At 69.4% G+C, this 25113-nt stretch carries 28 protein-coding genes; 12 read left to right on the top strand and 16 right to left on the bottom strand.

Annotated elements, in window-relative coordinates; translation table 11 throughout:
• Window positions 1-15: 15 nt before the first annotated feature.
• Window positions 16-1455 carry a pyruvate kinase gene (gene pyk / locus ASD59_RS04215; RefSeq protein ID WP_055828755.1) on the bottom strand — a complete coding sequence of 480 codons (1440 nt, stop codon included), beginning with the start codon at window positions 1453-1455 and terminating at the stop codon, window positions 16-18.
• Window positions 1456-1624: 169 nt separating this feature from the next.
• Between pyk and ASD59_RS04210 the strand changes: the two genes are divergently transcribed.
• On the top strand, window positions 1625-1807 hold the full coding sequence (locus ASD59_RS04210) for a DUF3606 domain-containing protein (protein ID WP_055828753.1): 183 nt from the start codon (window positions 1625-1627) through the stop codon (window positions 1805-1807).
• 69 nt (window positions 1808-1876) lie between these two features.
• On the opposite strand, the gene ASD59_RS04205 is transcribed toward ASD59_RS04210, so the two are convergent.
• Both ASD59_RS04205 and ASD59_RS04200 read right to left on the bottom strand, forming a co-directional pair.
• Window positions 1877-2461 carry an NAD(P)H-dependent oxidoreductase gene (locus ASD59_RS04205; RefSeq protein ID WP_055828750.1) on the bottom strand — a complete coding sequence of 195 codons (585 nt, stop codon included), beginning with the start codon at window positions 2459-2461 and terminating at the stop codon, window positions 1877-1879.
• A gap of 67 nt (window positions 2462-2528) precedes the next feature.
• Window positions 2529-3359 carry a universal stress protein gene (locus tag ASD59_RS04200; RefSeq protein ID WP_055828747.1) on the bottom strand — a complete coding sequence of 277 codons (831 nt, stop codon included), beginning with the start codon at window positions 3357-3359 and terminating at the stop codon, window positions 2529-2531.
• Window positions 3360-3470: 111 nt separating this feature from the next.
• On the opposite strand from ASD59_RS04200, the gene ASD59_RS04195 reads away from it, so the two are divergent.
• The 7 genes from ASD59_RS04195 (at window position 3471) to ASD59_RS04170 (ending at window position 8460) form a co-directional block, all read left to right on the top strand.
• Entirely contained in the window at window positions 3471-3848 is a 378-nt protein-coding gene (locus tag ASD59_RS04195) for a c-type cytochrome (protein ID WP_156376921.1), read from the top strand.
• Window positions 3845-4333 carry a pyridoxamine 5'-phosphate oxidase family protein gene (locus ASD59_RS04190; RefSeq protein ID WP_235561713.1) on the top strand — a complete coding sequence of 163 codons (489 nt, stop codon included), beginning with the start codon at window positions 3845-3847 and terminating at the stop codon, window positions 4331-4333. The genes ASD59_RS04195 and ASD59_RS04190 overlap by 4 nt, the downstream gene beginning before the upstream one ends.
• Before the next feature lie 58 nt (window positions 4334-4391).
• Window positions 4392-5252: a universal stress protein gene (locus ASD59_RS04185; RefSeq protein ID WP_055828742.1), complete on the top strand. Its 861-nt coding sequence runs from the start codon at window positions 4392-4394 to the stop codon at window positions 5250-5252.
• Window positions 5252-5389 (top strand): hypothetical protein, encoded by a 138-nt coding sequence (locus ASD59_RS14175; protein ID WP_156376920.1) that lies wholly within the window; start codon window positions 5252-5254, stop codon window positions 5387-5389. The genes ASD59_RS04185 and ASD59_RS14175 overlap by 1 nt, the downstream gene beginning before the upstream one ends.
• Entirely contained in the window at window positions 5386-6978 is a 1593-nt protein-coding gene (locus tag ASD59_RS04180) for an MBL fold metallo-hydrolase (protein WP_055828739.1), read from the top strand. Before ASD59_RS14175 ends, ASD59_RS04180 begins: the two co-directional genes overlap by 4 nt.
• The gene (locus ASD59_RS04175) at window positions 6978-7736 is read left to right on the top strand and encodes a TIGR00730 family Rossman fold protein (protein ID WP_055828736.1); all 759 of its coding nucleotides are present in this window, start codon (window positions 6978-6980) and stop codon (window positions 7734-7736) included. The genes ASD59_RS04180 and ASD59_RS04175 overlap by 1 nt, the downstream gene beginning before the upstream one ends.
• A gap of 103 nt (window positions 7737-7839) precedes the next feature.
• Complete coding sequence (locus ASD59_RS04170; RefSeq protein ID WP_235561712.1) at window positions 7840-8460, top strand: NAD(P)H-dependent oxidoreductase; 621 nt, start codon at window positions 7840-7842, stop codon at window positions 8458-8460.
• Window positions 8461-8463: 3 nt separating this feature from the next.
• Here ASD59_RS04170 and ASD59_RS04165 read toward each other — a convergent pair whose 3' ends face one another.
• The 6 genes from ASD59_RS04165 to ASD59_RS04140 form a co-directional block, all read right to left on the bottom strand.
• A complete protein-coding gene (locus ASD59_RS04165; RefSeq protein ID WP_055828729.1) occupies window positions 8464-9231 on the bottom strand; it encodes an SDR family NAD(P)-dependent oxidoreductase in 768 nt (255 codons plus the stop codon).
• A gap of 129 nt (window positions 9232-9360) precedes the next feature.
• Window positions 9361-9738: a response regulator gene (locus ASD59_RS04160; RefSeq protein ID WP_055828726.1), complete on the bottom strand. Its 378-nt coding sequence runs from the start codon at window positions 9736-9738 to the stop codon at window positions 9361-9363.
• Between the two features lie 82 nt (window positions 9739-9820).
• Window positions 9821-10420: a response regulator FixJ gene (gene fixJ, locus ASD59_RS04155; RefSeq protein ID WP_055828722.1), complete on the bottom strand. Its 600-nt coding sequence runs from the start codon at window positions 10418-10420 to the stop codon at window positions 9821-9823.
• Window positions 10413-11873: a sensor histidine kinase gene (locus ASD59_RS04150; protein ID WP_235561711.1), complete on the bottom strand. Its 1461-nt coding sequence runs from the start codon at window positions 11871-11873 to the stop codon at window positions 10413-10415. Before ASD59_RS04150 ends, fixJ begins: the two co-directional genes overlap by 8 nt.
• Before the next feature lie 76 nt (window positions 11874-11949).
• The gene (locus ASD59_RS04145) at window positions 11950-12588 is read right to left on the bottom strand and encodes a helix-turn-helix domain-containing protein (RefSeq protein WP_055828714.1); all 639 of its coding nucleotides are present in this window, start codon (window positions 12586-12588) and stop codon (window positions 11950-11952) included.
• Between the two features lie 109 nt (window positions 12589-12697).
• The gene (locus tag ASD59_RS04140) at window positions 12698-14872 is read right to left on the bottom strand and encodes a copper-transporting P-type ATPase (RefSeq protein ID WP_156376919.1); all 2175 of its coding nucleotides are present in this window, start codon (window positions 14870-14872) and stop codon (window positions 12698-12700) included.
• Window positions 14873-15085: 213 nt separating this feature from the next.
• Here ASD59_RS04140 and ASD59_RS04135 point away from each other — a divergent pair, with 213 nt between their 5' ends.
• Window positions 15086-15991: a universal stress protein gene (locus tag ASD59_RS04135; protein WP_162246618.1), complete on the top strand. Its 906-nt coding sequence runs from the start codon at window positions 15086-15088 to the stop codon at window positions 15989-15991.
• 46 nt (window positions 15992-16037) lie between these two features.
• On the opposite strand, the gene ASD59_RS04130 is transcribed toward ASD59_RS04135, so the two are convergent.
• The 4 genes from ASD59_RS04130 to ASD59_RS04115 are packed head-to-tail and all read right to left on the bottom strand — an operon-like array spanning window position 16038 to window position 21026.
• The gene (locus ASD59_RS04130) at window positions 16038-16421 is read right to left on the bottom strand and encodes a DUF302 domain-containing protein (protein WP_055828708.1); all 384 of its coding nucleotides are present in this window, start codon (window positions 16419-16421) and stop codon (window positions 16038-16040) included.
• Window positions 16418-16762 (bottom strand): ArsR/SmtB family transcription factor, encoded by a 345-nt coding sequence (locus tag ASD59_RS04125; RefSeq protein WP_055828705.1) that lies wholly within the window; start codon window positions 16760-16762, stop codon window positions 16418-16420. Before ASD59_RS04125 ends, ASD59_RS04130 begins: the two co-directional genes overlap by 4 nt.
• Window positions 16759-19977 (bottom strand): efflux RND transporter permease subunit, encoded by a 3219-nt coding sequence (locus tag ASD59_RS04120; RefSeq protein ID WP_055828702.1) that lies wholly within the window; start codon window positions 19975-19977, stop codon window positions 16759-16761. Before ASD59_RS04120 ends, ASD59_RS04125 begins: the two co-directional genes overlap by 4 nt.
• Window positions 19974-21026 (bottom strand): efflux RND transporter periplasmic adaptor subunit, encoded by a 1053-nt coding sequence (locus tag ASD59_RS04115; RefSeq protein WP_055828700.1) that lies wholly within the window; start codon window positions 21024-21026, stop codon window positions 19974-19976. Before ASD59_RS04115 ends, ASD59_RS04120 begins: the two co-directional genes overlap by 4 nt.
• Window positions 21027-21193: 167 nt before the next feature.
• Here ASD59_RS04115 and ASD59_RS04110 point away from each other — a divergent pair, with 167 nt between their 5' ends.
• Complete coding sequence (locus ASD59_RS04110; RefSeq protein WP_055828696.1) at window positions 21194-22498, top strand: NAD(P)/FAD-dependent oxidoreductase; 1305 nt, start codon at window positions 21194-21196, stop codon at window positions 22496-22498.
• Complete coding sequence (locus ASD59_RS04105) at window positions 22495-22710, top strand: YgaP family membrane protein (protein WP_055828693.1); 216 nt, start codon at window positions 22495-22497, stop codon at window positions 22708-22710. The genes ASD59_RS04110 and ASD59_RS04105 overlap by 4 nt, the downstream gene beginning before the upstream one ends.
• 6 nt (window positions 22711-22716) lie before the next feature.
• Here the strand turns inward: ASD59_RS04105 and ASD59_RS14515 are convergent, their stop codons facing one another.
• The 3 genes from ASD59_RS14515 to ASD59_RS04090 all read right to left on the bottom strand — a co-directional run bounded on the left by ASD59_RS14515 (window position 22717) and on the right by ASD59_RS04090 (window position 24224).
• On the bottom strand, window positions 22717-22977 hold the full coding sequence (locus tag ASD59_RS14515; RefSeq protein ID WP_255356138.1) for a putative PEP-binding protein: 261 nt from the start codon (window positions 22975-22977) through the stop codon (window positions 22717-22719).
• Window positions 22974-23630 carry a phosphoribosyltransferase gene (locus ASD59_RS04095; protein ID WP_055828688.1) on the bottom strand — a complete coding sequence of 219 codons (657 nt, stop codon included), beginning with the start codon at window positions 23628-23630 and terminating at the stop codon, window positions 22974-22976. Before ASD59_RS04095 ends, ASD59_RS14515 begins: the two co-directional genes overlap by 4 nt.
• A gap of 150 nt (window positions 23631-23780) precedes the next feature.
• Window positions 23781-24224, bottom strand: a complete 444-nt coding sequence (locus tag ASD59_RS04090; protein ID WP_156376918.1) for a host attachment protein — start codon at window positions 24222-24224, stop codon at window positions 23781-23783.
• A 259-nt stretch (window positions 24225-24483) separates the two neighbouring features.
• Here ASD59_RS04090 and ASD59_RS04085 point away from each other — a divergent pair, with 259 nt between their 5' ends.
• On the top strand, window positions 24484-25071 hold the full coding sequence (locus ASD59_RS04085) for a hypothetical protein (protein WP_156376917.1): 588 nt from the start codon (window positions 24484-24486) through the stop codon (window positions 25069-25071).
• Window positions 25072-25113: the final 42 nt, after the last annotated feature.

The raw sequence follows: 25113 nt of genomic DNA, 5'->3' as shown, positions 1-25113 counted from the left end.
GCCGATCCTTGAGGATCAGGCGCGCGACTTGCCGCCCTTGGCCGGAGCATGGGCCAGTCGCAGGAGATTCGCAGCCCCCGGCGCGCCGAAGGGCGTCCCGGCCAGGATGAGGATGCGCTGGCCGGGCTCGGCCATCTCGTATTCGACCGCGCTGTTCACGGCGTCCTCAGTGACGTCCTCCAGCGAGGCCGGCTCCTTGCCCAGCCGCGTCTCCAGCCCCCAGACCAGGGCCAGCCGCCGCGCCGTGTCGGGATTGGGCGTCAGGGCCAGCACCGGCTGCAGCGGCCGCTCCCGCGCCATCCGCCGCGCCGTCCCGCCCAGGGTGGTGAAGACCACGATACAGGCCGTCGACTGGGCCTCGGCCGCCTTGCGGGCCGCGGCCACCAGGGCGTCGGCGTCGATGTCGTCCATGCCGGCGTGTTCGGCGTCCATCAGGCTGGGCCACATCGGATCGCGCTCGACCCTTTCGATGATCCGGCTCATCACCCCGACGGATTCGAGCGGATAGTGGCCGGAGGCCGTCTCCGCCGACAGCATCAGGGCGTCGGCGCCCTCGTAGGCGGCGTTGGCCACGTCCGAGGCCTCGGCCCGGGTCGGCGCCGGCGAGGATGTCATCGACTCCAGCATCTGCGTCGCCACGATCACCGGCACGCCGCGCTGGCGGGCGGCGCGGATGATCTGCTTCTGGGCCACCGGCACTTCCTCGGGATCCAGTTCCACGCCCAGGTCGCCCCGCGCCACCATCACGCCGTCGCAGTAGTCGAGGATGCTCTCCAGTTCCGCCAAAGCCTGGGGCTTCTCGATCTTGGCGAGGCAAGCCGCCCGGCCTTTCACGATCTGCTTCAGCTCGGCCATGTCCTCGGCCTTCTGCACGAAGCTCAGCGCCACCCAGTCGACGCCGATGCGCAGGGCGAAGGCCAGGTCCTCGCGGTCCTTGGGCGTCAGGGCCGAGACCGGCACCACCGCCTCGGGCACGGCCACGCCCTTGCGGTCCGACAGTTTCGAGCCGCTCTCGACGGTGACGTCGGCCCATTCGTCGGTCCGCTCCCCGACCCGCAGCCGCACCCGGCCGTCGTCGAGCAGCAAGAGCATGCCGGTGCGCAGGGCCTTGAAGATTTCCGGATGCGGCATCTGCACCCGCGTGGCGTCACCGGGCGTCGCGTCGAGGTCGAAGCGCATCCTGTGGCCCGGCTTGACGTCGATCTCGACGTCCTTGAACCGGCCCAGCCTCAGCTTGGGCCCCTGCAGGTCGGCCAGTACGCCCAGCGGCCGCTTCAGCGCCAGCTCCGCGCCGCGCACCGCCTTCAGCGCCGCCGCATGGTCCTCGTGCGAGCCATGGCTGAAATTCAGCCGGAACACGTCGACCCCGGCCTGGGCCAGGGCCTTGACCATGCCGGGCGCCCGGCTGGCGGGTCCCAGGGTCGCGACGATGCGGGCGCGCCGGGCTCTTTTCATCGAATATCCATAGGGCCTGAGGGGCGATTGCTCCTTGTGCCCATGAAAGCGCGCCGGGTTAAGGGCGGTTCTTTGCAAGAAACACGAAGTTATGCTGTTTCCGCATGGCTCCGGCGGTCGCGCGCGCGCGCGTTTCGCGCTACCTCGTCCCGGAGCAACGGAGCGGACCATGGCGGGCCTGAAGGACAAGCGCGGCTTCATCGACAAGGACCGGCTGGACCTGTCCGAGCGTCAGGCCGTCGAACACTGGATGAAGCGCTGGGGCGTGACCCGCGAACAGCTGACCGCCGCCCACCGCAAGGCCGGCCGCAACGTCAAGGACATCGCCGCCGAACTCGGCAAGAAGCGTTAGCGTCGCCGGGCTGGCGCCCATCGAGGGAGCCGTGGCCGTGCCGGGCGGTCGCCCGCGCGAGAGTAGCGACTAGGCGGCTTGTTCCCCCATTCGACGCATCCGTTCCAGGCGCCGTTTTCGGCTGGCGTCCGACCGGGTCTCGACGGCGCCGATGATCGTGTCCCTGATCGGTCCGATGCCGACCATGGCGAGGATGTTGCGCTTCAGGCTGCGCAGCGAGTGCGCGAAATAAAAGACCCGATAGGCGGCCGTCGGCATTCCCATGGTGACGACGATACGCGCGGAACGGCCTTTCAGCTTGCCGCCGCCCGGCGAGACCGCCTTGCCGCCGAAGGCGAAGGCCGGCCGGAAGGCCTGTTCGAGCAATGCCTTCAGCCGCGCCGGCATCTCGCCCAGCCAGAGGGGATAGACGATCACGATGTGCTCGGCCCATGCCAGCTGATCCTGGAACGCCAGGATCGCCGCCGGGGGCTGTCCGCTCTCCCAGTCGCTTCCGGATTGAAGGTCCGGAAAGTCGAGGTCCGAAAGGTTCGTCCGATGCACGACGTGGCCGGCCCCCGCGGCGCCGCGCGCATAGCTGGCGGCGAGCGCGTGGCAGTAGCGCGCGGGATCCGGATCGGGATGTCCGTCGAGGATGAGAATGCGGCGGCTCATCGCTCAGGCGCCGTCACGCATTCAAGGCCGTGGGTATGAATGGCCCGGAAAGTCACGCCGGTTTCCTTCAATGGGCGAGAGCCAGACAGATGGTGCTGTCCGCGATCAGACTGCGGGTTACGCCGCCAAGGGCCCATTCGCGCAGACGGGCATGGCCGTAAGCTCCGGCGACGATCAGGCCGGCTTCGCGCGCCATGGCTTCGTCGAGGATCTGGCGACCGGCGGGCTGGTCGCCGGCGAGGGCGATGACCGGTTCCGCGTGGATCTCGTGGCGGGCGAGATAGCGGACCACCTCGGCCATCTCGCCATCAGCGAGCGCGTTTTCCTCGGGCGTGCAGACGCTGAAGAGCGTCACGCCGGAGGCGCGTTGCAGAAGGGGAATGGCGCCGGCGAGCGCGTGCCGCGACTCCCGGCCGTCTTTCCAGGCGACGAGGGCCGGCGTGCCGACGGGCGAGCGCATTCGCGTCGGCGGGGTCACCAGGACCGGGCGACCGCATCCCATCAGCACGTCCGCCACATCAGGCGAATGATCGGGAGAGCGCCGGTTTCGTCCGCCGAGGATCACCAGGTCCGCCCCCCGGGCGGCCCGCGAAACGAACTCCGCCGGATAGCCGACGCCGCCGCGCCATTCGGTTTCGAGGCCGCGGTCGGCCGCGATTTCCGCAAAACGAAGCCGCGCCCGTTCAACGTCCGCTTCGGCCATGTCGCGATAGAGGCCCAGCAATTCTCCGACCATCGCGCCGCCAGCGAGGGGATCATACAGGGGCGGGGCGATCGACCCGACCGAGACGCCGATGAGCAGGGCGTCGAAGGCGATGGCGAGGTCGCAGGCGAGTTCGAGCCGGCTGTCGCTGTCCTCTCCGGCTTCGACGGCGACAAGCATGCTGGCGTAGGTCATTCGCAATCTCCTTTGGTCACAGCAGGCCGCGGAAAAGCTTCGCCCGCCTTGATCCGGATCAAGGCCAGGGCCAAACCTGACTGCCACGATCCGACAATCCTGGAGCAGGCCATGTCAGCAATCGTCCGAGCCATCGCCCTGGCCTGCATCTTCGTCGCCGGCGGCTGTTCCGCTTCCGGGCCCCGGATTCCCCAGCGAACAGTAGCCGAGGCGCCCGCCAGCGTGTCCGCCGTGGCGATCGAGCGTGGTCGTCTGCTGACCTCGACCGTCTGCGCCTCCTGCCATGCGACCGGGGCGACGGGTGACAGTCCCCTGCCGGACGCGACGCCTCTGCGGGAGATCGTCGGTCGCTATTCCCTGGACCAGCTGGAGGTCGCCTTCGCCGAGGGTTTCGTGACCACCCACCCCGCCATGCCCGGGTACGTTTTCCGCGCCAGCGAGATTGACGACCTCATCGCCTACCTGGAAACCCTGAAGACGGACCGATGACCGATCCCGCGCCCCCACCCATCCACGGTCGGGCCGTCGAAGCCATCACGGGCCTGCTGCATCGGGAAAGGCTGATGAGCCTGGCGCTCAACCGCTCCGACGGCTGGCCCCAGGTGACGACGGTCGGCTATCTGAACGAGGGGCTGAATCTCTATTTCATCGTCGCCCGTTGCAGCCAGAAATTCGCCAACGCGGAACGCGACCCCAGGGCGTCCGTCGCCATCCGTTCGGAAAGCGGCCCTCACGGCGACGCGGTCGGCGTCTCCATGTCCGGCCGGATCCGGGAAGTCCTCGATCCCGCGACGATCGATCGACTGAATCACCAGGTCGCCGAGCGCTATCCGGAGGTTCACGTCTACTGTCCGGCCGGCGATGCGGTGGCGGTCCTGCATTTCGCGCCGGAGATCGTGTCCACCGTCGGGGTCATCGACGGTCGCAGCCAGGCACAGACCTTCTTGATCGGGGAGGTCCCACCGGTTTCTTGATGTCGATCAAGGGCCGGCCGCGACGCGCGGTGCAGTCTTTCCCCGAACGGAGACCGAGATGAGCCTGAAACACATCATCGCCATCGCGGCGGGCGGGGACGGCGACAGCCGATCTCTCGGCCTGTCGAGCAGCCTCGCCAGCCAGCACGACGGCGTGGTGGAAGTCCTGCCCATCTATCCCGACAGCGCCGCCGACATGGTCGCCCTGGGCATGACGCTCGGCGCCACAATGTCCCCGGAGGCGATTGAGGAACTCGCCGCCGCGGAACGCGAACTCCAGGGCCGGATCGAGGAAGCGGCCCGCGCCGCGGCCAATCAGGCCGACGTCGTGTTCGGCCCCGGCGAGGGCGCGCCCCGGATGTCGGTCATGGGCCGGGGGCTGAGGCCCGCGCTGGCCGTAAGCCGCCACGCCGCGCTGGCCGATCTCGTCGTCTTCGGTCAGGGGCATCTGGATCACGGCCCCGGACGCGATGTCTTCGGGCAATGCCTGCTCGGCGACCGTGCGCCGGTGCTGGTCGCCCGACATGACGTGGATTCTCTTTCCGGACCGGCGGCGATCGCCTGGGACGGCAGTCCCCAGGCCGGACGGGCGGTCAAGGCCGCCCTCCCCCTCCTGGCGATGGCGAGCGAGATTCACATCGTGCAGTGCGTGACCGGCCTGGACCGCAGCGCGACCGACCCCGACATCGAAGCCTTGAACGCCTATCTCCGGCTGCACGGCGTCGGCGAAGGCGCCGAGGTGCTGATCGAGGGAGAGGATGAGGGCGCCGCCCTGCTCTCCGCAGCCAAGGGCAGGTTGGCCACGCTGCTGATCGCCGGCGCCTGGGGGCACTCGCGCCTCCGCGAAGCGGTCTTCGGCGGCGCCACGCGCGCCTTCCTGGGCGGCAAGGACGGGCCGAACCTGTTGCTGGCCCACTGATGCCGGGCGGCCGCGGGCGCGACCCGACCTACGGCGCCGGTCACATCCTGATCAGCGTCATGATCCACGCCGCCGCGAGGGCGGCGTCGCGGCTGACTTCGGCCCCCGTTCCGCGTTCAATGGAGCCCGCCCTGTGACCGTCAACCTGACCTTTCACGGCGCCGCCGAGTGCGTCACCGGCTCGTGCATGCTGCTGGACACCGGCCAGAGCCGCCTGCTGGTTGATTGCGGCATGTTCCAGGGCCCCAAGACGCTGAAAGCCCTTAACTACGAGCCGTTTCCGTTCGACGTCGACAAGATCGACGCGGTCCTGCTGACGCATGCGCACATCGATCACTCCGGCCTGTTGCCCAAGCTTGTGCGCGCGGGCTTCGACGGGCCGATCTTCACCACCAGAGGCACGCGCGACCTCTGCGAGGTCATGCTGGCCGACGCCGCCGGCATCCAGGAAAGCGAGGTTCGTCATCTCAACCGCCGCAACGAGCAGCGCGGCCTGAAGCGGGTGGAGCCGATCTACACGACCTCCGACGTCGAGCCGACCCTGCGGCTTTTCGAAACCGTGAAGTTCGGCGCATTACGTGACGTGGCGGATGGCGTCGAGGCGGTATGGTGGCCAGCCGGACACCTGCTGGGCGCGGCCTCCATCGAGGTGCGGATCGGTCGGGGAGAAGACCCGCTGACCCTCCTGTTCTCGGGCGACATCGGCTCCGGCCGCCAGCCGTTTCTGCCCAACCCTTCCGGTCCCGTCGATGTGGATCACGTCATTCTGGAAAGCACCTACGGCGACCGGGAGCGCCTCGATCTGGAGCTTTCGGCCCGCCGTCGGGCGCTGGCCGACGAGATGCGGGCCGCCAAGGCCGCGGGCGGCCCCCTGCTCATGCCGACCTTCGCCATCGGCCGGGCCCAGGAATTGATCCTGGACCTGCTGGCCGTCATGGACGCCGAACCCGACCTCGCGGCGGAGGTATTCCTCGACTCGCCCCTGGCCATCGAGGCGACGGAGGTGTTTCTCAGACGTGGCTGGAACGCGGACTCCGGCGACAATCCGTTCGAGCCGCTGCGTCATGCCCCCCGGCTCCATCACCTTTTGCGGCCGCAGGAGAGCGATAGGCTGGAGCGGCTGAGCGGCTGGCATGTGATCCTGGCGGGCAGCGGCATGTGCGACGCCGGCCGTATCAGACGCCACCTGAAGCGGCTGCTGTGGCGCAAGGAGGTCACCGTTCTGATCACCGGCTTCCAGGCGGCGGGCACGCTCGGGCGGTTGCTGGTCGAGGGCAGGACCGCGGTCCGGATCCAGGGCGAGGACATCCAGGTCGGGGCTCGCGTGCGGAGCATGGACAACTATTCCGGCCACGCAGACGCGACCGAACTGGTCGACTGGCTGAGGGCGCGCGGCGCCGTCGCGGGGAATGTGCTCCTCGACCACGGCGAACCGGAGGCCCTCGCCACCCTCGCTGGCCGCCTGTCCGGACTGGGCTACAGATCGATCACCGCGGGCCTCGACCAGACCTACGCCCTGACCCGGGACAGGGCGGAGCCGGTCGGGCGAGGCCACGCCAGGCTCGCGCCCGGACAGGCGACCCGTCCGGACTGGCACAACGATCGCGCCGCCTTCCTCGCCAGTCTCAACACCGTCCTGCAACAGCTGCCGGGGGACTCCGAGCGACAGGCGTTGATCCGAAGTCTCGAGGCGGCGATCAGACCCCCTTCACCGGACGGCGGATAATGAACGATTCCCTGCCGAGCGCCACGCCAGGCGGTTCCGGGGCGAGCCTCCTTCCGGCCGTCGACATGTCGTTTCTGCTCGGCGACTCGATGCGAGGGGTCCGCTTTCTTCTCGAGTTCGCCAAGGCCGACGAGATCCTGCGAGCCTGGAACATTCGTTCGACGGTCGTGGTGTTCGGCAGTTCCCGGATCGCGGAGGACGGGCCGCCCGACCACGCCCGCTGGTATGCGGAGGCGCGCCGGTTCGCGGAGCTGGCCTCCCGCGAGGGCGGGGCGCTCGACGGGGAGGACGGGCCGCGTGACAACGTCATTGCGACCGGAGGCGGCCCGGGCGCCATGGCGGCGGCCAACCGCGGCGCGTCCGAGGCCGGCGCGCCCTCCATCGGCTTCAACATCAGCCTGCCGAAGGAACAGGAGCCGAATCCATGGTCGACCCCGGACCTGACGTTCCGGTTCCACTACTTCGCCATGCGCAAGATGCACCTCGCCATGCGGGCCAACGCTCTCGTGGTCTTTCCCGGCGGCTTCGGCACGCTGGACGAGCTGTTCGAAATCCTGACCCTGCGCCAGACCGGAAAGATGCGCGCCGTTCCGGTGATCCTGGTGGATGAGCCGTTCTGGACCAATCTGATCCGGTTCGACGTCCTGGCGGCCCAAGGGCTGGTGACGGAAGACGACCTCGATCTCATCCAGTTCGCCAGCGATGGCGAGGACGCCTGGCGCCGGCTTTCCGCCTGTCTCATTCGTGGGCCCTGCTGATCCCGGGCAAAGCTCCCGCAGCGTCGCCCGCCCGACCGGCCCCGCCATGCGCCGGCTTGAGCCAGATCAATCCGCTCGGCCGCGGAAGGGCGATACTTGGGTCATGCAGACCTCAGCTCCCCGCATCGCCGTCATCGCCGCCCACCCGAGAAAGCGCAGCTTCACGCTGACGATGGCCGCCGCCTTCGCCGACACCGCGCGCGCCGCCGGCTGCGAGGTGGATGTGCGCGATCTCTACCGCCTGCGGTTCGATCCCCGGCTTCGCGCTGCGGAGATGCCCGATCACTTCGGCGCCACGGTCAGGCCCGACGTGGCCCGCGAGCGCGCCGCCGTCGCGGGGGCGGACATTTTCGCCTTCTTCTACCCCCTCTGGTTCAACGCCACCCCGGCGATGATGAAAGGCTATGTCGACCGCGTCTTCGGAATGGATTTCGGCTATTCGGCCATCCACGCAGGTGGGAACCACCCGCTGCTCGGCGGCCGGAAGATGATCACCTTCACCTCGTCGGGCGCGCCCCAGGACTGGGTCGAAACGACCGGCGCCTGGTCGGCCATGCAGAGGCATTTCGATGCCCATTTCGCCGCGATGACCGGCATGGAGATCATCGGCCACCACAATTTCGGAAGCGTGGGCCAGGGGATGCGGAAGGACGCCGTGGAGCGCTGCCGCACCGAAGTTGAGGACCGCGCCCGCCGCATCGTCGGGGCCTATCGCCGCGACTGAGGCCTATCGGGCCGTATAGCCGCCGTCGATGACGAGTTCGGCGCCCGTGACAAACCCGGCTTCGTCGGAAGCCAGATAGACGGCGCCCCAGGCGATGTCGTCGGGCTTGCCGATGTGACCCAGCGGATGCAGCGCGTCCACGGCCTTGCGGCCCTCCGCGACATCCCCCTGGCTGGCCAGGTGGCCCTCGACCATGGGCGTCCAGATGAAGCCGGGATGGATCGAGTTCACCCGGATCCGGTCGCCGGCATAGATCAGGGCGTCCGTCTTCGTCATCAGCCGCACCGCTCCCTTGGAGGCGTGATAGGGCGGCACGTCGGGCCCGCCCACCAGACCGTAGATGGACGACAGATTGATGATCGAGCCGCCCCCGGCGGACTTGAGATAGGGAATGGCGTGTTTGGTGCAGAAGAACACGCCCTTGACGTTGATCGACTGGACCCAGTCCCACTCGGCTTCGGTCACCTCGTGGGTGGGCTTGCTGACACCGGCGACGCCGGCGTTGTTGACGAGGATGTCCAGCTTGCCGAAGCGTTCGACGACCGCCGCCAGCGTCGTTCGCACCTCGGCCTCGCTCGCGACGTCGCAGCGCCAGTAGGCGGCTGGCAACCCGCGCTGTGTCAGTTCCGCGGCGAAGGCGCCGCCTTCCTCGTCGCGCACGTCGAGTATGGCCACGGCCGCGCCCTCCTCCGCCATGCGCAGGGCGGTGGCCCGGCCGAGGCCGACGGCGCCGCCGGTGATGACGGCGACTTTGGAAGCCAGTCTGTTCATCGGTCTGCTCCGAAACGGTGATGCGGGATTGAAGGGCGTCGGCGGCGATGCGGGGATCGGTTCGTCTCGACCCAAGGTCCCGGCTCGCGGCCAATTGAACCCGCCGCGGGGCCGGCGCCTTGACCGGGATCAAGCGGCGGCGAGAAGTCTCCCGATCTGCTGGAACAGACTCTCGTCCAGGAGGGGTTTTTCCACGATGGGCGCGCCGGCCGCGGCCGCCTGGGTGCGCAGCACCGCAGAAGGGCTGGTCGTCATCAGCAGCGCGGGGGTGTGGTTTCCGGCCGCCCGGATTTGCCTGAGAAGCTGGATGCCCTGGATGTCCGGCAGGTGCTGGTCGAGAACGAGGCAGGACACGGACCCGTCGAGTTCGGCCAGCGCCTGGGCCGCGGTCGCGCAACCGAGCACTTCATAGCCCCGCGTCCCCGCCATGAAGGCGAGGGCGCGGAGAACCTCTGCGTCGTCATCGGCGATCAGCAGGACCGGACGGGCGGTCGGCGACGGGGCCATGGGAAGACAATCTGTCGCGCTGGATCGGTCCAGCCCATCCAGTCTGGCGCTTCCGCGGAACGAGGTCTTGATTCAGGACAAATTACAGGCCGGCCGCGAGAGCGATCCGCATCAGGTCGGCGACGTTTCGCGCCCCCGTCTTGGACATCAGGTTGGCGCGGTAGATTTCCACGGTGCGCGGGCTGATCTCCAGTTCGTAGGCGATGACCTTGTTGAGCTTGCCTTCGACGACTCCGGCCAGAACGTCGCGTTCCCTGGGCGACAGCTGGGCCAGCCGCCCCTCCGCCGCGAGCCGGGCGGCATCAGGCTCGACATCGTTGTTCAACCGCTCGAAGGCCGCCTTGACGGCGGCGAGCAGGACGTCGTCACCGAACGGCTTTTCGATGAAATCGACGACGCCGGCCTTCATGGCTTCGACGGCCAGGGGAACATCCCCATGGCCCGTCATGACGATGACCGGCAGGTCGACCCCGCGGTCCTTCAACTCCCGGACGAGCTCGAGCCCGGTGAGGCCCGGCATGCGGACGTCCGTCAGCAGGCACCCCTGCTCGACCGGCAAGGCGGCCAGAAAGGCGTCGCCGGACTCGTAGAATCGCGCGTTGACGCCATTGACCTCGAGGAGAAAGGCAAGGGCGTCGCGCAATCCCGCGTCGTCGTCGATGACATGAAGCAGCTCAGCCAATGGCGCTCTCCCCGTCCGCACGCGGCAGTGTGAAGACGAAGACTGCCCCGCCGCCAGGGTTGTCCTCGGCCCATATACGCCCGCCGTGGGCCTCGACAATGGTGCGGCAAATCGACAGCCCGATCCCCATACCCTGAACCTTGGTTGTAACGAACGGTTGAAACAGCCGCTCGCGGACCACGGGGTCCAGACCGGGACCGCTGTCGGCGACACTGACGCGTATGGTGTCCGCGTCCTCCAGCCGGACCGCGATTTCAAGTTTTCGGCGCGGACCGTCCGCCATCGCGTCGATGGCGTTGCGGATCAGGTTCAGCGCGACCTGCTGGACCTGGATCTTGTCGACCACCACCTCGCCGAGGTTCCGGGCCAGGCGGAGATCGACACGGACGTCCTTGTCCTTGACGCCGACCAGCGCGAGGGCGCTCGCTTCCTCCATCAGCCTGGCCGGATCCTCGAGGGACTGTTCGGTCTCGCCCTTGGCGACGAACTCCCGCAGATGTTTGATGATGTCACCGGCGCGCAGGGCCTGGTCTCCCGCACGATCCAGCGCCGCGCGGAGTTTCGGCAAATCGGGCTGTTCGGCCTCGAGCAGGGTAACGGAACCCTTCATATAGCTGGCGATGGCCGAGAGCGGCTGGTTCAGTTCATGAGCCAGGGACGACGCCATCTCGCCCATCGCCGTCAGGCGCGACACATGCATCAGCTCTGACTGGAGCTCCTGAAACCGGCGTTCCTGGTTGCGCCGTTCAGTCAAATCCCGGACGAAACCGGTGAAAAACCGTTCGCTTCCCACCCGGGCCTCGCCGACCGCCAGTTCCATCGGGAAGGTGGAGCCGTCCTTGCGCTGTCCGACGACGATGCGCCCGATGCCGATGATCCGTCGCTTGCCCGTGTCGATGTAGCGCTCGAGGTAATGATCGTGCTCGGATCGATATGGCTCGGGCATGAGGACGCTGACGTTGCGCCCGATCGCCTCCTCGGGCGTCCAGCCGAAGAGGCGGACGGCGGCGGTGCTGAACGACTGCATCTTGCCGGCCGCATCGATCACGACCATCGCCTCGGGCACGGTTTCGAGAATCGATTGCAGGTGGATCTGCCGGGTCGCCGCTTCGCGGCTGTCGCGCCAGAGGCGTTCCCCGACCAGGGCGATGATGGGCCCCAGCGAGGCGAAGGCAACCGCTTCCGTGAGATTGGCGGGGTCGAGCCAGAGACTGTCCCGCAGGATGGTGGCGCTGATGCCCAGGCAGATCACCGTCGCCAGAAGCGCAGGCCCGCCGCCGCCCAGGCCCGCCGCGACGAGGACGACGGGCACGTAAAGAATCAGGGAGGTTCGATCACCAAAGGTGGCGTTCACAGCCAGACGGGCGCCGAGGGCCACGACCGCCCCGACGACCGCGGCGATATACCCGTTGCGCCGGGACATGATTCGCAGGACGGCGGATCGAAACTGCACCAGCCACTCCCGACCGGGCCGCGGGCGATGCGACCATCACCGAACTCTAGCATGGCCGCCCGCGGCCGCCGCAAGATCAGCCGGCCGCGAGTTCCGACAGGCAGCCGGGACGCCGGACGCGGTATTTGCGCGAGCCCGAGAATTCGATCACGCCATCAGCCTGGAGCCGGCCGAGCATGCGGGAGATCGTCTCGATGGTGAGACCGAGATAGTCCGCCATGTCCTGGCGGCTCATGGGCAGGATGACGAACTCGCCCCGGAACCGGTTGGCGATGTCCATCAGGAACCGGGCCACCTTCTCGCAAGCCGTCGCGCGGCCGAGCAGCAGCATGTGGGATTGGGCCCGCTGCAGTTCGCTGGCGGTGGCGGCCCAGATCATGCGTTCGACGCGACCGTTTTCGTAAGCCGCCGATCCGGCCCGCCGGAGCGCCAGAACCTCACAGCCGGTCAGCGCCTCGGCCGAGAAGCGATGGCCTTCGCCGACCTCGACGCCGATCACGTCGCCCTCATAGTAGAAGTCCCCGATCTGCCGGCGGCCGTCCGCCTGCAGATGCGTGGTTCTGACGGAACCGCGGACCACGCGATAGATCAGGTCCGCATCCTCGTCCTGCGCATAGATTTCTTCGCCCTGACCAAAGGTCAGCCGGACGGCGCCGGCCCAATCCTGACCGCCGACAGAACTTTCGGCCGGGACGATGGAGATTAGCTGCGACATGGCTCAACCCCTCAAGTGGATGGTGAAAAGTTAATCCGGCGAAGCTTCGTCCGTTATTCAGGAGCGGTCCCTAGGGGCTGGCCACTAAGTAGCGGTACGGAGGGGGACCTCAGAGCCTGATCCGGCCCAGGCGCAAGGCGTTGCCCACCACACTGACCGACGAGAGCGCCATGGCCAGGGCCGCCAGGGCGGGGGACAGCAGCCAGCCGAAGGCCGGGTACAGCAGACCCGCCGCGATCGGGACGCCCAGCGCGTTGTAGCCGAAGGCGAACACCAGATTCTGGCGGATGTTGCCCATCACCGCCCTCGACAGCCGCCGCGCCCGCATGATGTCCCGCAGATCGCCGCCCAGCAGGGTGACCCCGGCGCTTTCGATCGCGACGTCGGAACCGGCGCCCATGGCGACGCCGACATCGGCGGCGGCGAGCGCGGGCGCGTCGTTCACGCCATCGCCGGCCATGGCCACCACCCGGCCCTCCGCGCGAAGGGCGCTGACGACGGACGCCTTGTCCTGGGGCAGGACTTCGGCCCGGACGTCGTCGATGCCCAGGCGCCTGGCCACGGCTTCGGCGGTGGCGCGATTGTCCCCGGTCATCATGACCAGGCGCAGGCCCGCGGCCTTCAGGTCGCGGATCGCTCCGGGAGTGGTGGCCTTGATCGGATCGGCGATGCCCAGAACGCCCGCGGCCGCGCCGTCGAGGGCCACGAAGATCGCGGTCGCGCCGTCGCTTCGCAGGCCATCGGCCTCGACCTCGAGCGAGGCGACGTCCACGCCGGTCTCGCTGAGATATCGGGCGTTGCCGAGGGCGACGCGTCGCCCGTCGACGACGCCGGTGACGCCGCGCCCGACCGGGCTGTCGAATTCGGTCGGCTGCGAGAGAGTCAGATTGCGCTCGGCGGCGGCGCGCACGATCGCGCCCGCCAAGGGATGTTCGCTGCTCCGCTCCAGGCTGGCCGAAAGGCGAAGCAGCTCCGCCTCGTCAACGCCGGGCGCCGGGCGGATGACGGTCACCGAGGGCCGACCCTCGGTAAGGGTGCCGGTCTTGTCGATCACCAGGGTGTCGACCTTCTCGAAACGCTCCAGCGCCTCGGCGTTCCGGATCAGGACGCCGGCGCGGGCTCCGCGTCCCACCCCGACCATGATGGAGATGGGGGTGGCCAGGCCGAGCGCGCAGGGACAGGCGATGATCAGCACGGAAACCGCGGCCACGAGGGCGTAGGACAGGCGCGGCTCCGGCCCGGCCAGACCCCAGACCACAGCGGCCAGCACCGCGACGCCGACCACGGCCGGCACGAACCAGCCCGAAACCTGGTCGGCCAGGCGCTGGATCGGCGCCCGGCTGCGCTGGGCCTCCGCCACCATCTGGACGATGCGTGCCAGGAGGGTGTCCGCCCCGACCTTGTCGGCCCGCATCACGAAGGAGCCGGTCTTGTTGAGCGACCCGGCCACCACCCGGTCGCCGGCCGTCCTGGTGACCGGCATCGACTCGCCGGTGACGAGCGACTCGTCGATGGCGACCCGGCCCTCAAGGATCTCGCCGTCGACGGGAATCTTCTCCCCCGGACGCACGCGAAGGCGATCCCCCACGACGATCAGGTCCAGCGCCACATCCTCATCCACCCCGTCGTCGCGGAGGCGCCGGGCCGTGCGCGGCGCGAGGTCGAGCAGGGCGCGGATCGCGCCCGAAGTCTGCTCCCGGGCCCGCAACTCCAGGATCTGGCCGACCAGCACGAGGACGGTGATCACCGCCGCCGCCTCGAAATAGACGGGCGCGCTGCCGTCCATGCGCCGGACCGCGGATGGAAACAGCGCCGGGGCCAGAACGGCGACCACGCTGTAGATCCAGGCCGCGCCCACGCCGAGAGAAATCAGGGTGAACATGTTGAGGCTGCGGTTGCGGACGGAGGCCCAGCCGCGCTGGAAGAAGGGCCAGCCGGCCCACAGCGCCACCGGCGTACCCAGGGCGAGCTGGATCCAGTTGGACGTCTGGCCGGGGACCCTCATCGCCAGTCCGGTCACATGCCCGCCCATCTCGAGGGCGAAGACCGGGATCGTCAGCGCCAGACCGATCCAGAATCGCCGCGTGAAATCGATCAGCTCGGGATTGGGCGGCGTCTCGGCCGTGAGCGTCACCGGCTCGAGCGCCATGCCGCAGATGGGGCACGAGCCCGGCCCGCGCTGGCGGATCTGCGGATGCATGGGGCAGGTGTAGATCGCGTCCGGTGAGGCCGGCTCCGGGGGAGAAGCGCGCGAGCCGGTCGGGTCGCAGCAGTCATAGGTCATTGTCTCGCTCCTCATACCCGACCGTCGAACGCACCCTGGCCGCGGGTTCAGCCCTTCCGGGCGCCGGCCGGACCTCCTCGGGATGGAGCAGCGGAGTCCCTCGGAACCGGGAAGACAGGCCCGGACTGTCCTCGTGTCAAGGCGCGCGCGCCTTGCGCTCGATCAATGTCCAGCGCGCACCGGAACGGCAGACTGATGGAAATGGAGGTCGCCATGGACAAGTCCATACGCCGGATCATCGTCTGTCTGGACGGCTCGCTCCATGGGGACCTTCTGGGCCGCCAGGCCGCCGCCCTGGCGCGGCGGCTGGGCGTCGGACTCACCGGACTCCGGGGTCTGCATCGTCCCTTTCCGTCCCCGCCCGAGACCTTCGCGCGCGGCGCCGAAGCGATCCACGAAGTGCTGGAGCATCAGGCGGACCGCGAACAGGCGCTCGTCTCCGCAGCGCGACAGGCCTTCGACGCCCTCGTCCAGCCTTACGGGGTCGAGGCGGAATTCCGCCCCGCGTGGGACGACGATCCGGACGCCGGCGAATTCGCGACCACCGGCGACCTGATCGTCGTCGGCCACCCTCGCCTGCCCGGCTTGTCCGAGGCCCTGTCCGCGGACAGGCTCCTCCTGCGCGCCGCCCGGCCCATCCTCATCATCCCGGCCGCCTGGACCGGAGCTATCGGCGGCCGCGTGCTGATCGGGTGCAACGGCAGCATGGCGGCGCGGCAGGCCGTCGACGACGCCTTGCCGCTGATGGCCGCGGACGCGCTGGCGATCGTCCTCGTGGTCGATCAGGCCGCACGGCCCGACGCCACCGCCGAACTGACAGCCCTCCTGGAGGCCGTCGGCGTGCGCGCCACCGTGAAATCCATGGAATCGGGCGCCGCCGCCGTGGCCGAGACGATCATCGAGGCCGCGGAGGACTTCACCGCCGACCTCGTCGTCGTCGGGGGCTACAGCCGATCCCCCACGGCAGAAAAATGGTTCGGCGGCGTCACGCGATCGCTCCTCGCGACCGCGCCCCGGCCGCTCCTGCTCTCGCACGTCCCCGACGACGTGCGCAGGGCGATCGCGGCGGATCGGGATGCGGGTCCCGCCGTCCACGGCCCGCGCCCGACATTCAGATAACAAAAATCGCCCCGCCGGGGTGCGCCGGCGGGTGGCCCCGTCGACGTCAAATTTCGTCGACGGCCGCCCGCAGATGCTCGCCCACCGTTCGCGCGTGACCCAGCAGTTCGGCATTGTCGATCGCGGCCATCGAGGCGGCGGGGTCGACGGCGAAGACCTCGACGCCGCCTTCCGCCTGCTGCACCACGACGTTGCAGGGCAGCATGACGCCGACATGAGGCTCCATCTTCAGCGCCTCGTGCGCCATGACCGGATTGCAGGCGCCGAGAATGCGGTAGGGGCGGAAGTCCTGCCCGATCTTGGTCTTCAGCGTGGCCTGGACGTCGATCTCGGTGAGGACGCCGAAGCCGTGCTTCTGCAGGGCGGCGCGGGTGCGCTCGACGACGGCTTCGAAGTCGCCCTCGATGGTGCGGGCATGGAAATAGGTCATGGAGTCGGGTCCTTTGGTTTGTCGCGGTAGAGGTCGCAGAGCAGGGCGATGACCCGGGCCGCGGCCGGATCGGCGATGCCGTAGTAGATGGTCTGGGCGTCGCGGCGGGGGGCGATGACGCCGGCGTCGCGCAGGCGGGCGAGGTGCTGGGAGCAGGCCGACTGGGACAGTCCGACGTAGTCGGCCAGATCGCCAACGGGGCAGTCGCCCTCGCTGAGCCGGCACATCAGCATCAGCCGCTGCTCGTTGGCGAACAGGCGCATCAGGCGCGCGGCAGGCGCGGCGCTGGCTTCGAGCCTGGCCAGGGCGTCGGCGTTGGGCGTGGGCAGGGTGTCGGTCATGGCGCCTCTTCGGCGGCCAGGGGGCGGCCGTCGTCCTTCAACGCGATATAGATGGCCGGGATCACCAGCACCGTCAGAATCGTCGAGGAGATCAGGCCGAACAGCAGCGAGATCGCCAGACCCTGGAAGATCGGGTCGAACAGGATCACCGCCGCCCCGATCATGGCCGCCAGGGCGGTGAGCAGGATGGGCTTGAAGCGGATGGCCCCGGCCTCCAGCAGGATCTCGCGCAGGGGTCGTCCCGGGGTTCGGGCGTGGCGGATGAAATCGACCAGCAGGATCGAATTCCGCACGATGATCCCCGCCAGGGCGATGAAGCCGATCATCGAGGTGGCGGTGAAGGGCGCGCCGAACAGCATGTGGCCGATGACGATGCCGATCAGGGTCAGGGGGATGGGCGTCAGGATCACCAGCGGAATGCGGAAATCCTTGAACTGGGCGACGACCAGAACATAGATCCCCAGCAGGGCCACGCCGAAGGCGGCGCCCATGTCGCGGAAGGTGACCCAGGTGATCTCCCACTCGCCGTCCCACAGCACCGTGGGCCGGGTCTCGTCCGTCGGCTGGCCGTTGAGGCGGACCTCGGGACGCGGCAGGCCTTTCCAGTCGTGGTCCTTGATGGCCGCGTCGATGGCCAGGATGCCGTAGATCGGGGCCTCGAACTGGCCGGCCAGTTCGGCGGTGACCATCTCGGCGGCGCGGCCGTCGCGGCGGTAGACCGGCCAGCTCGCCAGCTCGTGACGGGCCTCGACGATCTCGCCCAGTTCGACCAGGCGCCGGCCGCCGTCGAGGGTGGTCACGGCCACGGGCATGACGGCCATCTGTTCGTTCCAGGTCCGGGCCGACTGGGGCAGGCGCACGGCGATCTCGACCGGGGTCCGCTCGTTGTCGCGGGCGGCGTAGCCCAGGATCTGGCCGCCCATGACGGCGGCGATGGAGTCGTGCACCTCGCGTTCGGACAGGCCGAACCGCTCGATCTTCTCGCGGTCGGGAATCAGGCGCAGGACCGGCCGACGTACGCCGTAGCTGTTGTCGACATCGACCACCGAGGACTCGGCGCGGAACAGGGTCTCCAGCTCGGCGGCGACGGCGCGGCGCGTCGCGGGATCGGGGCCGTAGACCTCGGCCAGCAGGGTCGCCAGCACGGGCGGACCCGGCGGGGCCTCGACCACCTTGATCGACGAACCCGTCGGCAGCGGCAGGTCGGCCAGACGGCGGCGCAGGTCGAGCGCGATGGCGTGGCTGCTGCGGCTACGTTCGCCCTTGGGCGCCAGCATGACGGCCAGATCGCCCTGCTCGGCCCCGGCGCGCAGGAAGTAGTGGCGCACCAGGCCGTTGAAATTGAACGGCGCCGCCGTCCCCGCGTAGCTCTCCAGCGATTCCACCTCGGGCAGGAGGCCCGCCACGGCCGCGGCTCCGGCGAGGGTGCGCTCGGTGGCCTCGAGGCTGGTCCCCTCCGGCATGTCCAGCACGACCTGCAGCTCGGACTTGTTGTCGAACGGCAGCAACTTCACCGGCACGGCCCGGAAGCCGAACATCGACATGGCCAGCAGGGTGGCGAGGCCGACGACGATCAGGAAGGTCCAGGCGCTGCGGCGCGAGCGGATGACCGGTGTCGCCACCTTGCGGTAGACGCGGCCCAGCAGGCCCTCGCCGTGCTCGTGGCCGTGGCCGCCGGCCAGGGTCTTGCGGGCCAGGCGGATCATCAGCCAGGGCGCGATGACCACGGCGACGAAGAAGGAGAAGACCATGGCCGCCGAGGCGTTGACCGGAATCGGCGCCATATAGGGGCCCATCAGGCCCGAGACGAACAGCATGGGCAGCAGGGCGGCGACCACGGTCAGGGTGGCGACCACGGTCGGATTGCCAACCTCGGCCACGGCCTCGACGGTGGCCTGGGCGCGGCTGCGGCTGTCGTCCATGGCCCAGTGCCGGGCGATGTTCTCGATCATGACGATGGCGTCGTCGACGAGGATGCCGATCGAGAAGATCAGGGCGAACAGGCTGACGCGGTTGATGGTGTAGCCCATCAGGTTGGAGGCGAAGAGGGTCAGCAGGATGGTGGTCGGGATCACCACCGCCGTGACGCCCGCCTCGCGCCAGCCAATGGCGAAACCGATCAGGATGACGATGGAGATTGTCGCGAGGCCGAGGTGCATGAGCAGCTCATTGGCCTTTTCATTGGCTGTCTCGCCGTAATCGCGGGTGACCACGACCTCGAGGCCGTCCGGAATCAGCGTGCCCTTCAGCGCCTCGACCCGCTGCATCACCCCGTGCGAGACGACCACGGCGTTGGCGCCCTGGCGCTTGGCCACCGCCAGGCTGACGGCGGGCGTGCCCCTCCAGCCGTCGCCGACGCGGGCGTAGTGGGCGGCGCGGGCCTGGTCCTCGCGCGGGGCCTGCACGACGGCGGCCACGTCGCGCAGATAGACGGGCTCGCCCGCCATCGAACGGACGGTCAGCAGGGAGGCGTCGTCCGGGGTGGCCAGCCGCTCGCCCGAGCGCAGGGCGACGGCCTGGCCCTGGTCGCGGAAGGCGCCGGCGGGGAAGCTGCGGTTGGCCTGGGAGACCGTCTCGAGCACCGAGGACAGGGCCACGCCGCGCGCGGCCATGCGGGCCGGATCGGGCTCGACCCTGATCTCGGACGGTCGTCCGCCGACGATGAAGGTCAGGCCGACGTCCTCGACCTTCCCGATCTCGGTGCGGAGGCGGGCGGCGACGTCGTACAGGGCCTGGTCGCTCCAGCGCCCGGCCGCGTCGGCGCGCGGCGTCAGGGTCAGGACCACGGCGGGCACGTCGTTGATGCCCCGGGTGACGATCTGCGGCTCGGACACGCCGACGGGGATGGAGCCGTAGCTGGCGCGCACCTTCTCGTGGACGCGAACCGCCGCGTCGTCGGGATCCGAGCCGACCACGAAGCGGGCGGTGACCATCACCTGGTCGTCCTGCACCTGGGTGTAGACGTGTTCGACGCCGTCGATGCTGCGGACGATGGCTTCCAGCGGCTTGGCCGCCAGTTCGGTGGCGTCGGAGGCGCTCAGCCCCGGGGCCGCGACCATGATGTCGACCATCGGCACGCTGATCTGCGGCTCCTCCTCGCGAGGGATCGACAGCACGGCCATCAGGCCGACGGCGATCGCCGCCAGCAGCATCAGGGGAGTCAGCGGCGAATTGAGCGTGGCGCGGGTCAGGCGTCCGGAAAGGCCGAGGTTCATCGGGCGCGCTCCGGTGCGGGCGCGCTTGCAGGGGCGAGGACGATGTCGCCGGCCCTCAGGCCCGACAGCACCTCCACCCGATCGCCCGGGACGCGCCCCCCCAGCTGAACGGGCGCCTCGCTGACGCGGCCGGCGCGGTCGACGGTGCGGACGAAGTCGATGCCGAAGCGGGTGGCGACGAAGCGAAGCGGCAGGACGAGGGCGCGGCGCTGGCCGACCGGCACCTGGACGATGACCCGCTGTCCGACCCGGTCGCTTGCGAGGCCGTCGACGGCGATGTCGGCCGTGGTCCGCCCGGCCGTCGAGGCTGGATAGACCTGGGCGATCGCGCCGCTTGTCACGCCGGGCAAGTCCTCGCCAGACAGGGCGACGGTCTGGCCGACCCGCAGGTTGCGGCCCTGGGCCTCGGGCAGCTCCAGCCTGAGGACCAGCGGGCCGGCGGTGATGGTGGCGACGGATTGTCCGGCGTTGACCACCGAGCCGGCGGGCACGTCGGCGGCGAGCACCCGACCGGACGTCGGGGCGAGAATCCGGCCTTGGGCGCCGGTCTCGGCGCTGGCCGAGCGCACGGCGCGCGCCGCCCGGACCTGGGCGTTGGCGGCCTGGGAGGCTGCGAGGGCCTGGTCGAGCCGCGCCTGGGCGTAGATGCCCCGATCGAACAGGGTCTGGATTCGCGACAGGTCGGCCCGGGCGCGCGCGGCCTCGGCCTCGGCCGCCGCGACCTGTGCGCCGAACGCCGCCGTCTCGAGGCCGACCCGGTTGTCGGTGACCACGCCGATGACCTGGCCCTGGCGCACGGTATCGCCCTCGCGCACGTTCAGCTGCGTGAGCGTGCCCGGAATGCGGGCTCGCGCCTCGCCGAGGTCGCGGGAAGCGACAATGGCCGAAGCCGGCTTGACCGCGTCTATCAGGGCCTCGGTCACGGCGAGGCGTTCGCCTCGTACCGGCGCGGCCGCCACGACCTCGGGCTCCCCGCCGCAGGCCGACAGGCCGCCGGCCAGAAGGGCGGCGGTGGCGAGGGCGGCGAACAGGGCCGTGGGCTTCGTCATCGGATGTCCTTATGTAAGTTTGCGCTAATATTAGGCAGTGCTAATATGAATGCAAGCCCGAGAACTGTCCTCCCGGCGCCGATCCCTGGCCTTGACTACGATCAAGGCGCGACGGTCCGGGCGGCGCAGGATCAGGCATCGGAATCGTCCCGGGAAGGAAACCGCGCATGAACCGGCCCACCATCGTCATCCTCGGCGCAGGCCTCGGCGGCGCCATCGCCGCCTATGACATCCGCCACGCGCTCGGCGACCGGGCGCGGATCGTCATGGTGTCGAAGGGCGACACCTTCCACTTCACCCCCTCCAACCCCTGGGTGGCGGTGCACTGGCGCAAGCGCGAGGCCATCGAGGTCAGCCTGACGGAGGTGATGAAGCGCAAGGGCGTCGAATTCATCAATGTCGGCGCCAGCCGCATCCGGCCCGCCGAAAAGGGCGTCGATCTCGCCGACGGCCGGGCCCTGCATTACGATTATCTGGTCATCGCCACCGGTCCCGACCTGGCCTTCGACGAGATTCCGGGCCTCGGGCCTGACGGCCATACGGTCTCGATCTGCCATGTCGACCACGCCGTGCACGCGGCCGAGGCCTTCGACGCGTTCGTGCAGAACCCCGGTCCGATCGTCGTCGGGGCGGTCCAGGGCGCGTCCTGCTTCGGGCCTGCCTATGAGTTCGCCATGATCCTCGACACCGAACTGCGCCGGCGCAAGCTGCGCGACCGCGTGCCGATGACCTTCGTGACCTCCGAGCCCTACATCGGCCACCTCGGCCTTGACGGAGTGGGCGACACCAAGGGGCTGCTGGAAAGCGAGATGCGTCAGCGGCACATCAAATGGATCACCAATGCCAAGGTGAAGAGCGTCGACGCCGGCCTGATGCATGTCGAGGAGGTCGGTGAGGACGGAGCCGTAAAGGCGAGCCACGACCTGCCGTTCGCCTACTCCATGATGCTGCCGGCCTTCCGGGGCGTGGAGGCGGTGCGCGGGGTCGAGGGGCTGACCAATCCCCGCGGCTTCATCCTCGTCGACAAGCACCAGCGCAATCCGACCTGGCCCGACATCTTCGCCCTCGGCGTCTGCATCGCGATCCCGCCGACCGGCCCGACGCCGGTGCCCGTGGGCGTGCCCAAGACCGGCTTCATGATCGAGAGCATGGTCACGGCCATCTCGGCCAATCTGAAGCAGATCCTCGACGGCGAGGCCCCGACCAACGAGGCCAGCTGGAACGCCATCTGTCTGGCCGATTTCGGCGACGGCGGCGTGGCCTTCATGGCCCAGCCGCAGATTCCGCCGCGCAACATCAACTGGTCGGCCAGCGGCCGCTGGGTGCACACGGCCAAGGTCGCCTTCGAAGGCTATTTCCTCCACAAGGTCCGCAAGGGCCAGGCCGAGCCCCTCTATGAGAAGCTGGCCCTCGACCTGATCGGCGCACACAAGCTGCGCCGCCCCGCCCCCGTTCAGGAAAACAGGCCATGAGTCTCGACCGCGCCGTCATGATGTTCGCCGGATTCATGGTCCTGCTCAGCCTGGCCTTAACCCATTGGGTTCACCCGGCCTGGGTGTGGCTGACGGTGTTCGTGGGCGTGAACCTGATGCAGGCCTCGGTCACCGGCTTCTGTCCGGCCGGAATGCTGCTCGGGCGGCTGGGAGTCGGCCGGCCGCGGAGTCCCGACGTCACCCCGCTCTGAGCCCGGTCACGAGGCCTTGGCGGCCTCGGCGCGGGCCACGGCCGCGACGGTTTTTGGAAAGCGTCCCGGATTGACGCTGATCGAGTCGATCCCCGCTTCAGCCAGCAGGCCCGCCGCTTCGGGATAGGACGCCGGCGCCTCGCCGCAGATTCCGACAGGCCGGCCATTGCGTTTGGCGCCGGCGACGGCCTGCCGAAGCATCTCCAGCACGCCCGGATCGCACTCGTCGAAATCGAAGGCGACCTCGACCGAGTCCCGCCGGTTCAGGCGCGGGAGGCGTCGAGGCAGGCGATCACCTCGGCGTCCTCCACCTGGTGGAAATCCCCATAGGCCTGGCCGACGGACCGGAAGGGCTCCGGCTCCGAAAGGCAGACGATCTCGTCCACCTCATGCCGCAGGACCGCCACGAGAGCCGGAGGCGCCACCGGGACCGCCAGCAGGATGCGGCGGACGCCCTGGGCCCGCAGTCCCGCGATCGCGGCGCGCGCCGTGGCCCCGGTGGCCAGCCCGTCGTCGACGAGCACGGCGACACGTCCGTCGGGATCAAGGCGTTCGTGATCCCTGAAGTACAGCCGCCGGCGCCGCTCGATTTCCTCCAGCCCCGCGACCCGCTCACGCTCCAGATAGTCCGCCGAGGCCCCGGAAACCCTCACGACGTCCTCGTTGACGATGGTGCGGGGATGACGCCCGTCGATCACGGCCGCCAGCGCCACCTCCGGGTTCCCGGGCGCGCCGATCTTGCGCACGAGCGCCAGGTCGAGCGGAGCGCCCAGGGCGCGCGCCACCTCGAGCGCCACGAGGGTCCCGCCCCTCGGGATGGCGTAGACGATCACGTCGCCATGGACACGGTCCGCCAGAACCTCGCCGAGACGACGGCCCGCTTCGGCGCGATCGGAAAATTCAGCAAGCCTGGCGGGCACGGGTCACCTCCTTAGCTGCGGCGCGAGGCGGTCGCGGCGCGCGTCAGGGTCATGGCCGCCTTTCCTGACCGGGGTTCGGCTCTCCGCCCAGGACCAACCATGACCCGCCAGACCGAGGCGGCCTTGATCAGGATCAAGCTGTCCGCCGCGCTAGGCGCCCAGGCGGAGCTCGCGCAGGCGGGTCCGGAGCGACGCCGGGGTCTCGGACACACGGTCATGGGCCTCGGTTTCGGCCACCGTGACGCGGGCGTGCGCCATCGCCTGCCGCAGCTGGCCGAGCGCGCGGGGCGCGGCGATCAGGATCAGGTCCTGATAGCCGCCCCGTCGCATGATCTCCGCCGCCCGGACGCCCACAAGGCCGACGAAGTCAGCCTCGCGTCGGTCCTGGGGCGTCGGCCCGTCGCCCGTGTGGGAGGCCGGACCGAGACGGTCGTGGGCGCCGCCTCGGGAGCCCGAAGCCTCCGGCCGATGAGGCGACAGATCGCCAAGCAAGGTGGTGACGTCGGTCAATGGTCCACCCCGGCGGTGTTCTTCGAACAACCGGGCCTGCCGTCCGTCGGCGACCACGATCAGGCTTGGACCCGCGAGTTCCATGCCGGCCTCCTTCAACCGCCCTTCACCGGGATCGCGACCTTTCGGGCCGCGGCGCCAGTATCGACCGGCGACGTCCCGGTCAGGCCCCCGGTGCGGGTCGGGAACGAAGCGGTGCGGAAGGTCATGGGGTTGCTCTGTGATGCTGCGCGCCTCAACGACGCTCCGCCAGAAATGCAGTGGACGGCGACCCGCGCCTTGATCGACATCAAGGCGGGAATCGCCACGGAGAGGGATGGAGAACGGTCCTCAGGAGGCGATGATGACGACAGACGCTCTGCCGCAATGGTCCGACGGGATGCTGCGCCACCTCGACCTCCGGCCCCGCCTGGTCTTCCTGGCGGCGCTGGTCTTCATTCTGGTCGGCGCCGTCGTGTTCGGGGCGCCGCTCCCGGCCGGCGTCATTCTGGGCGGGACATCAGGCTGGCTACTCTGGTTCGGGGGCGTGACCCTCCTGGCCGTCTGGCTGATCCTGCTGCTGGGCGGGCGACCGCTGAGGGGCGTCCTGATCGCGGGCGTGGTCGCCGCGGCCTCGGGGGCCTTCCTGTTCTACAATCCGCGCACCGGAGCGTTGGCCGTCGCCATTCTGGTGATCTCGACCCTGGTGATGGACGGCGGCGTCCAGCTGGCGCTCGCCCTGAAGCTTCGCCCCGCCGGCGCCTGGCGGTGGCTGTTCGCTTCCGCCCTGGCCTCCGTGATCGCCGCGATCGCACTTTCCGGCGGTGCCTTCGTTGGCGCGACGCCGGGCTGGGGGCCTCTGGTCGGGACCGCCCTGATCAGCAGCGGCCTGGCGCTTCTGCTTTTCGGGCGGGCGGCCGCTCGCCGGATCGCGGCGCACCACGCGGATTGAGCGCGCCTTCCGTCCGGGACGCTGGTTCCGGATCGCGGATCA

It is taken from the genome of Brevundimonas sp. Root608, from assembly GCF_001427825.1.
Classification (GTDB): Bacteria; Pseudomonadota; Alphaproteobacteria; order Caulobacterales; family Caulobacteraceae; genus Brevundimonas.
This window is presented reverse-complemented; position numbering and strand designations above follow the sequence as displayed.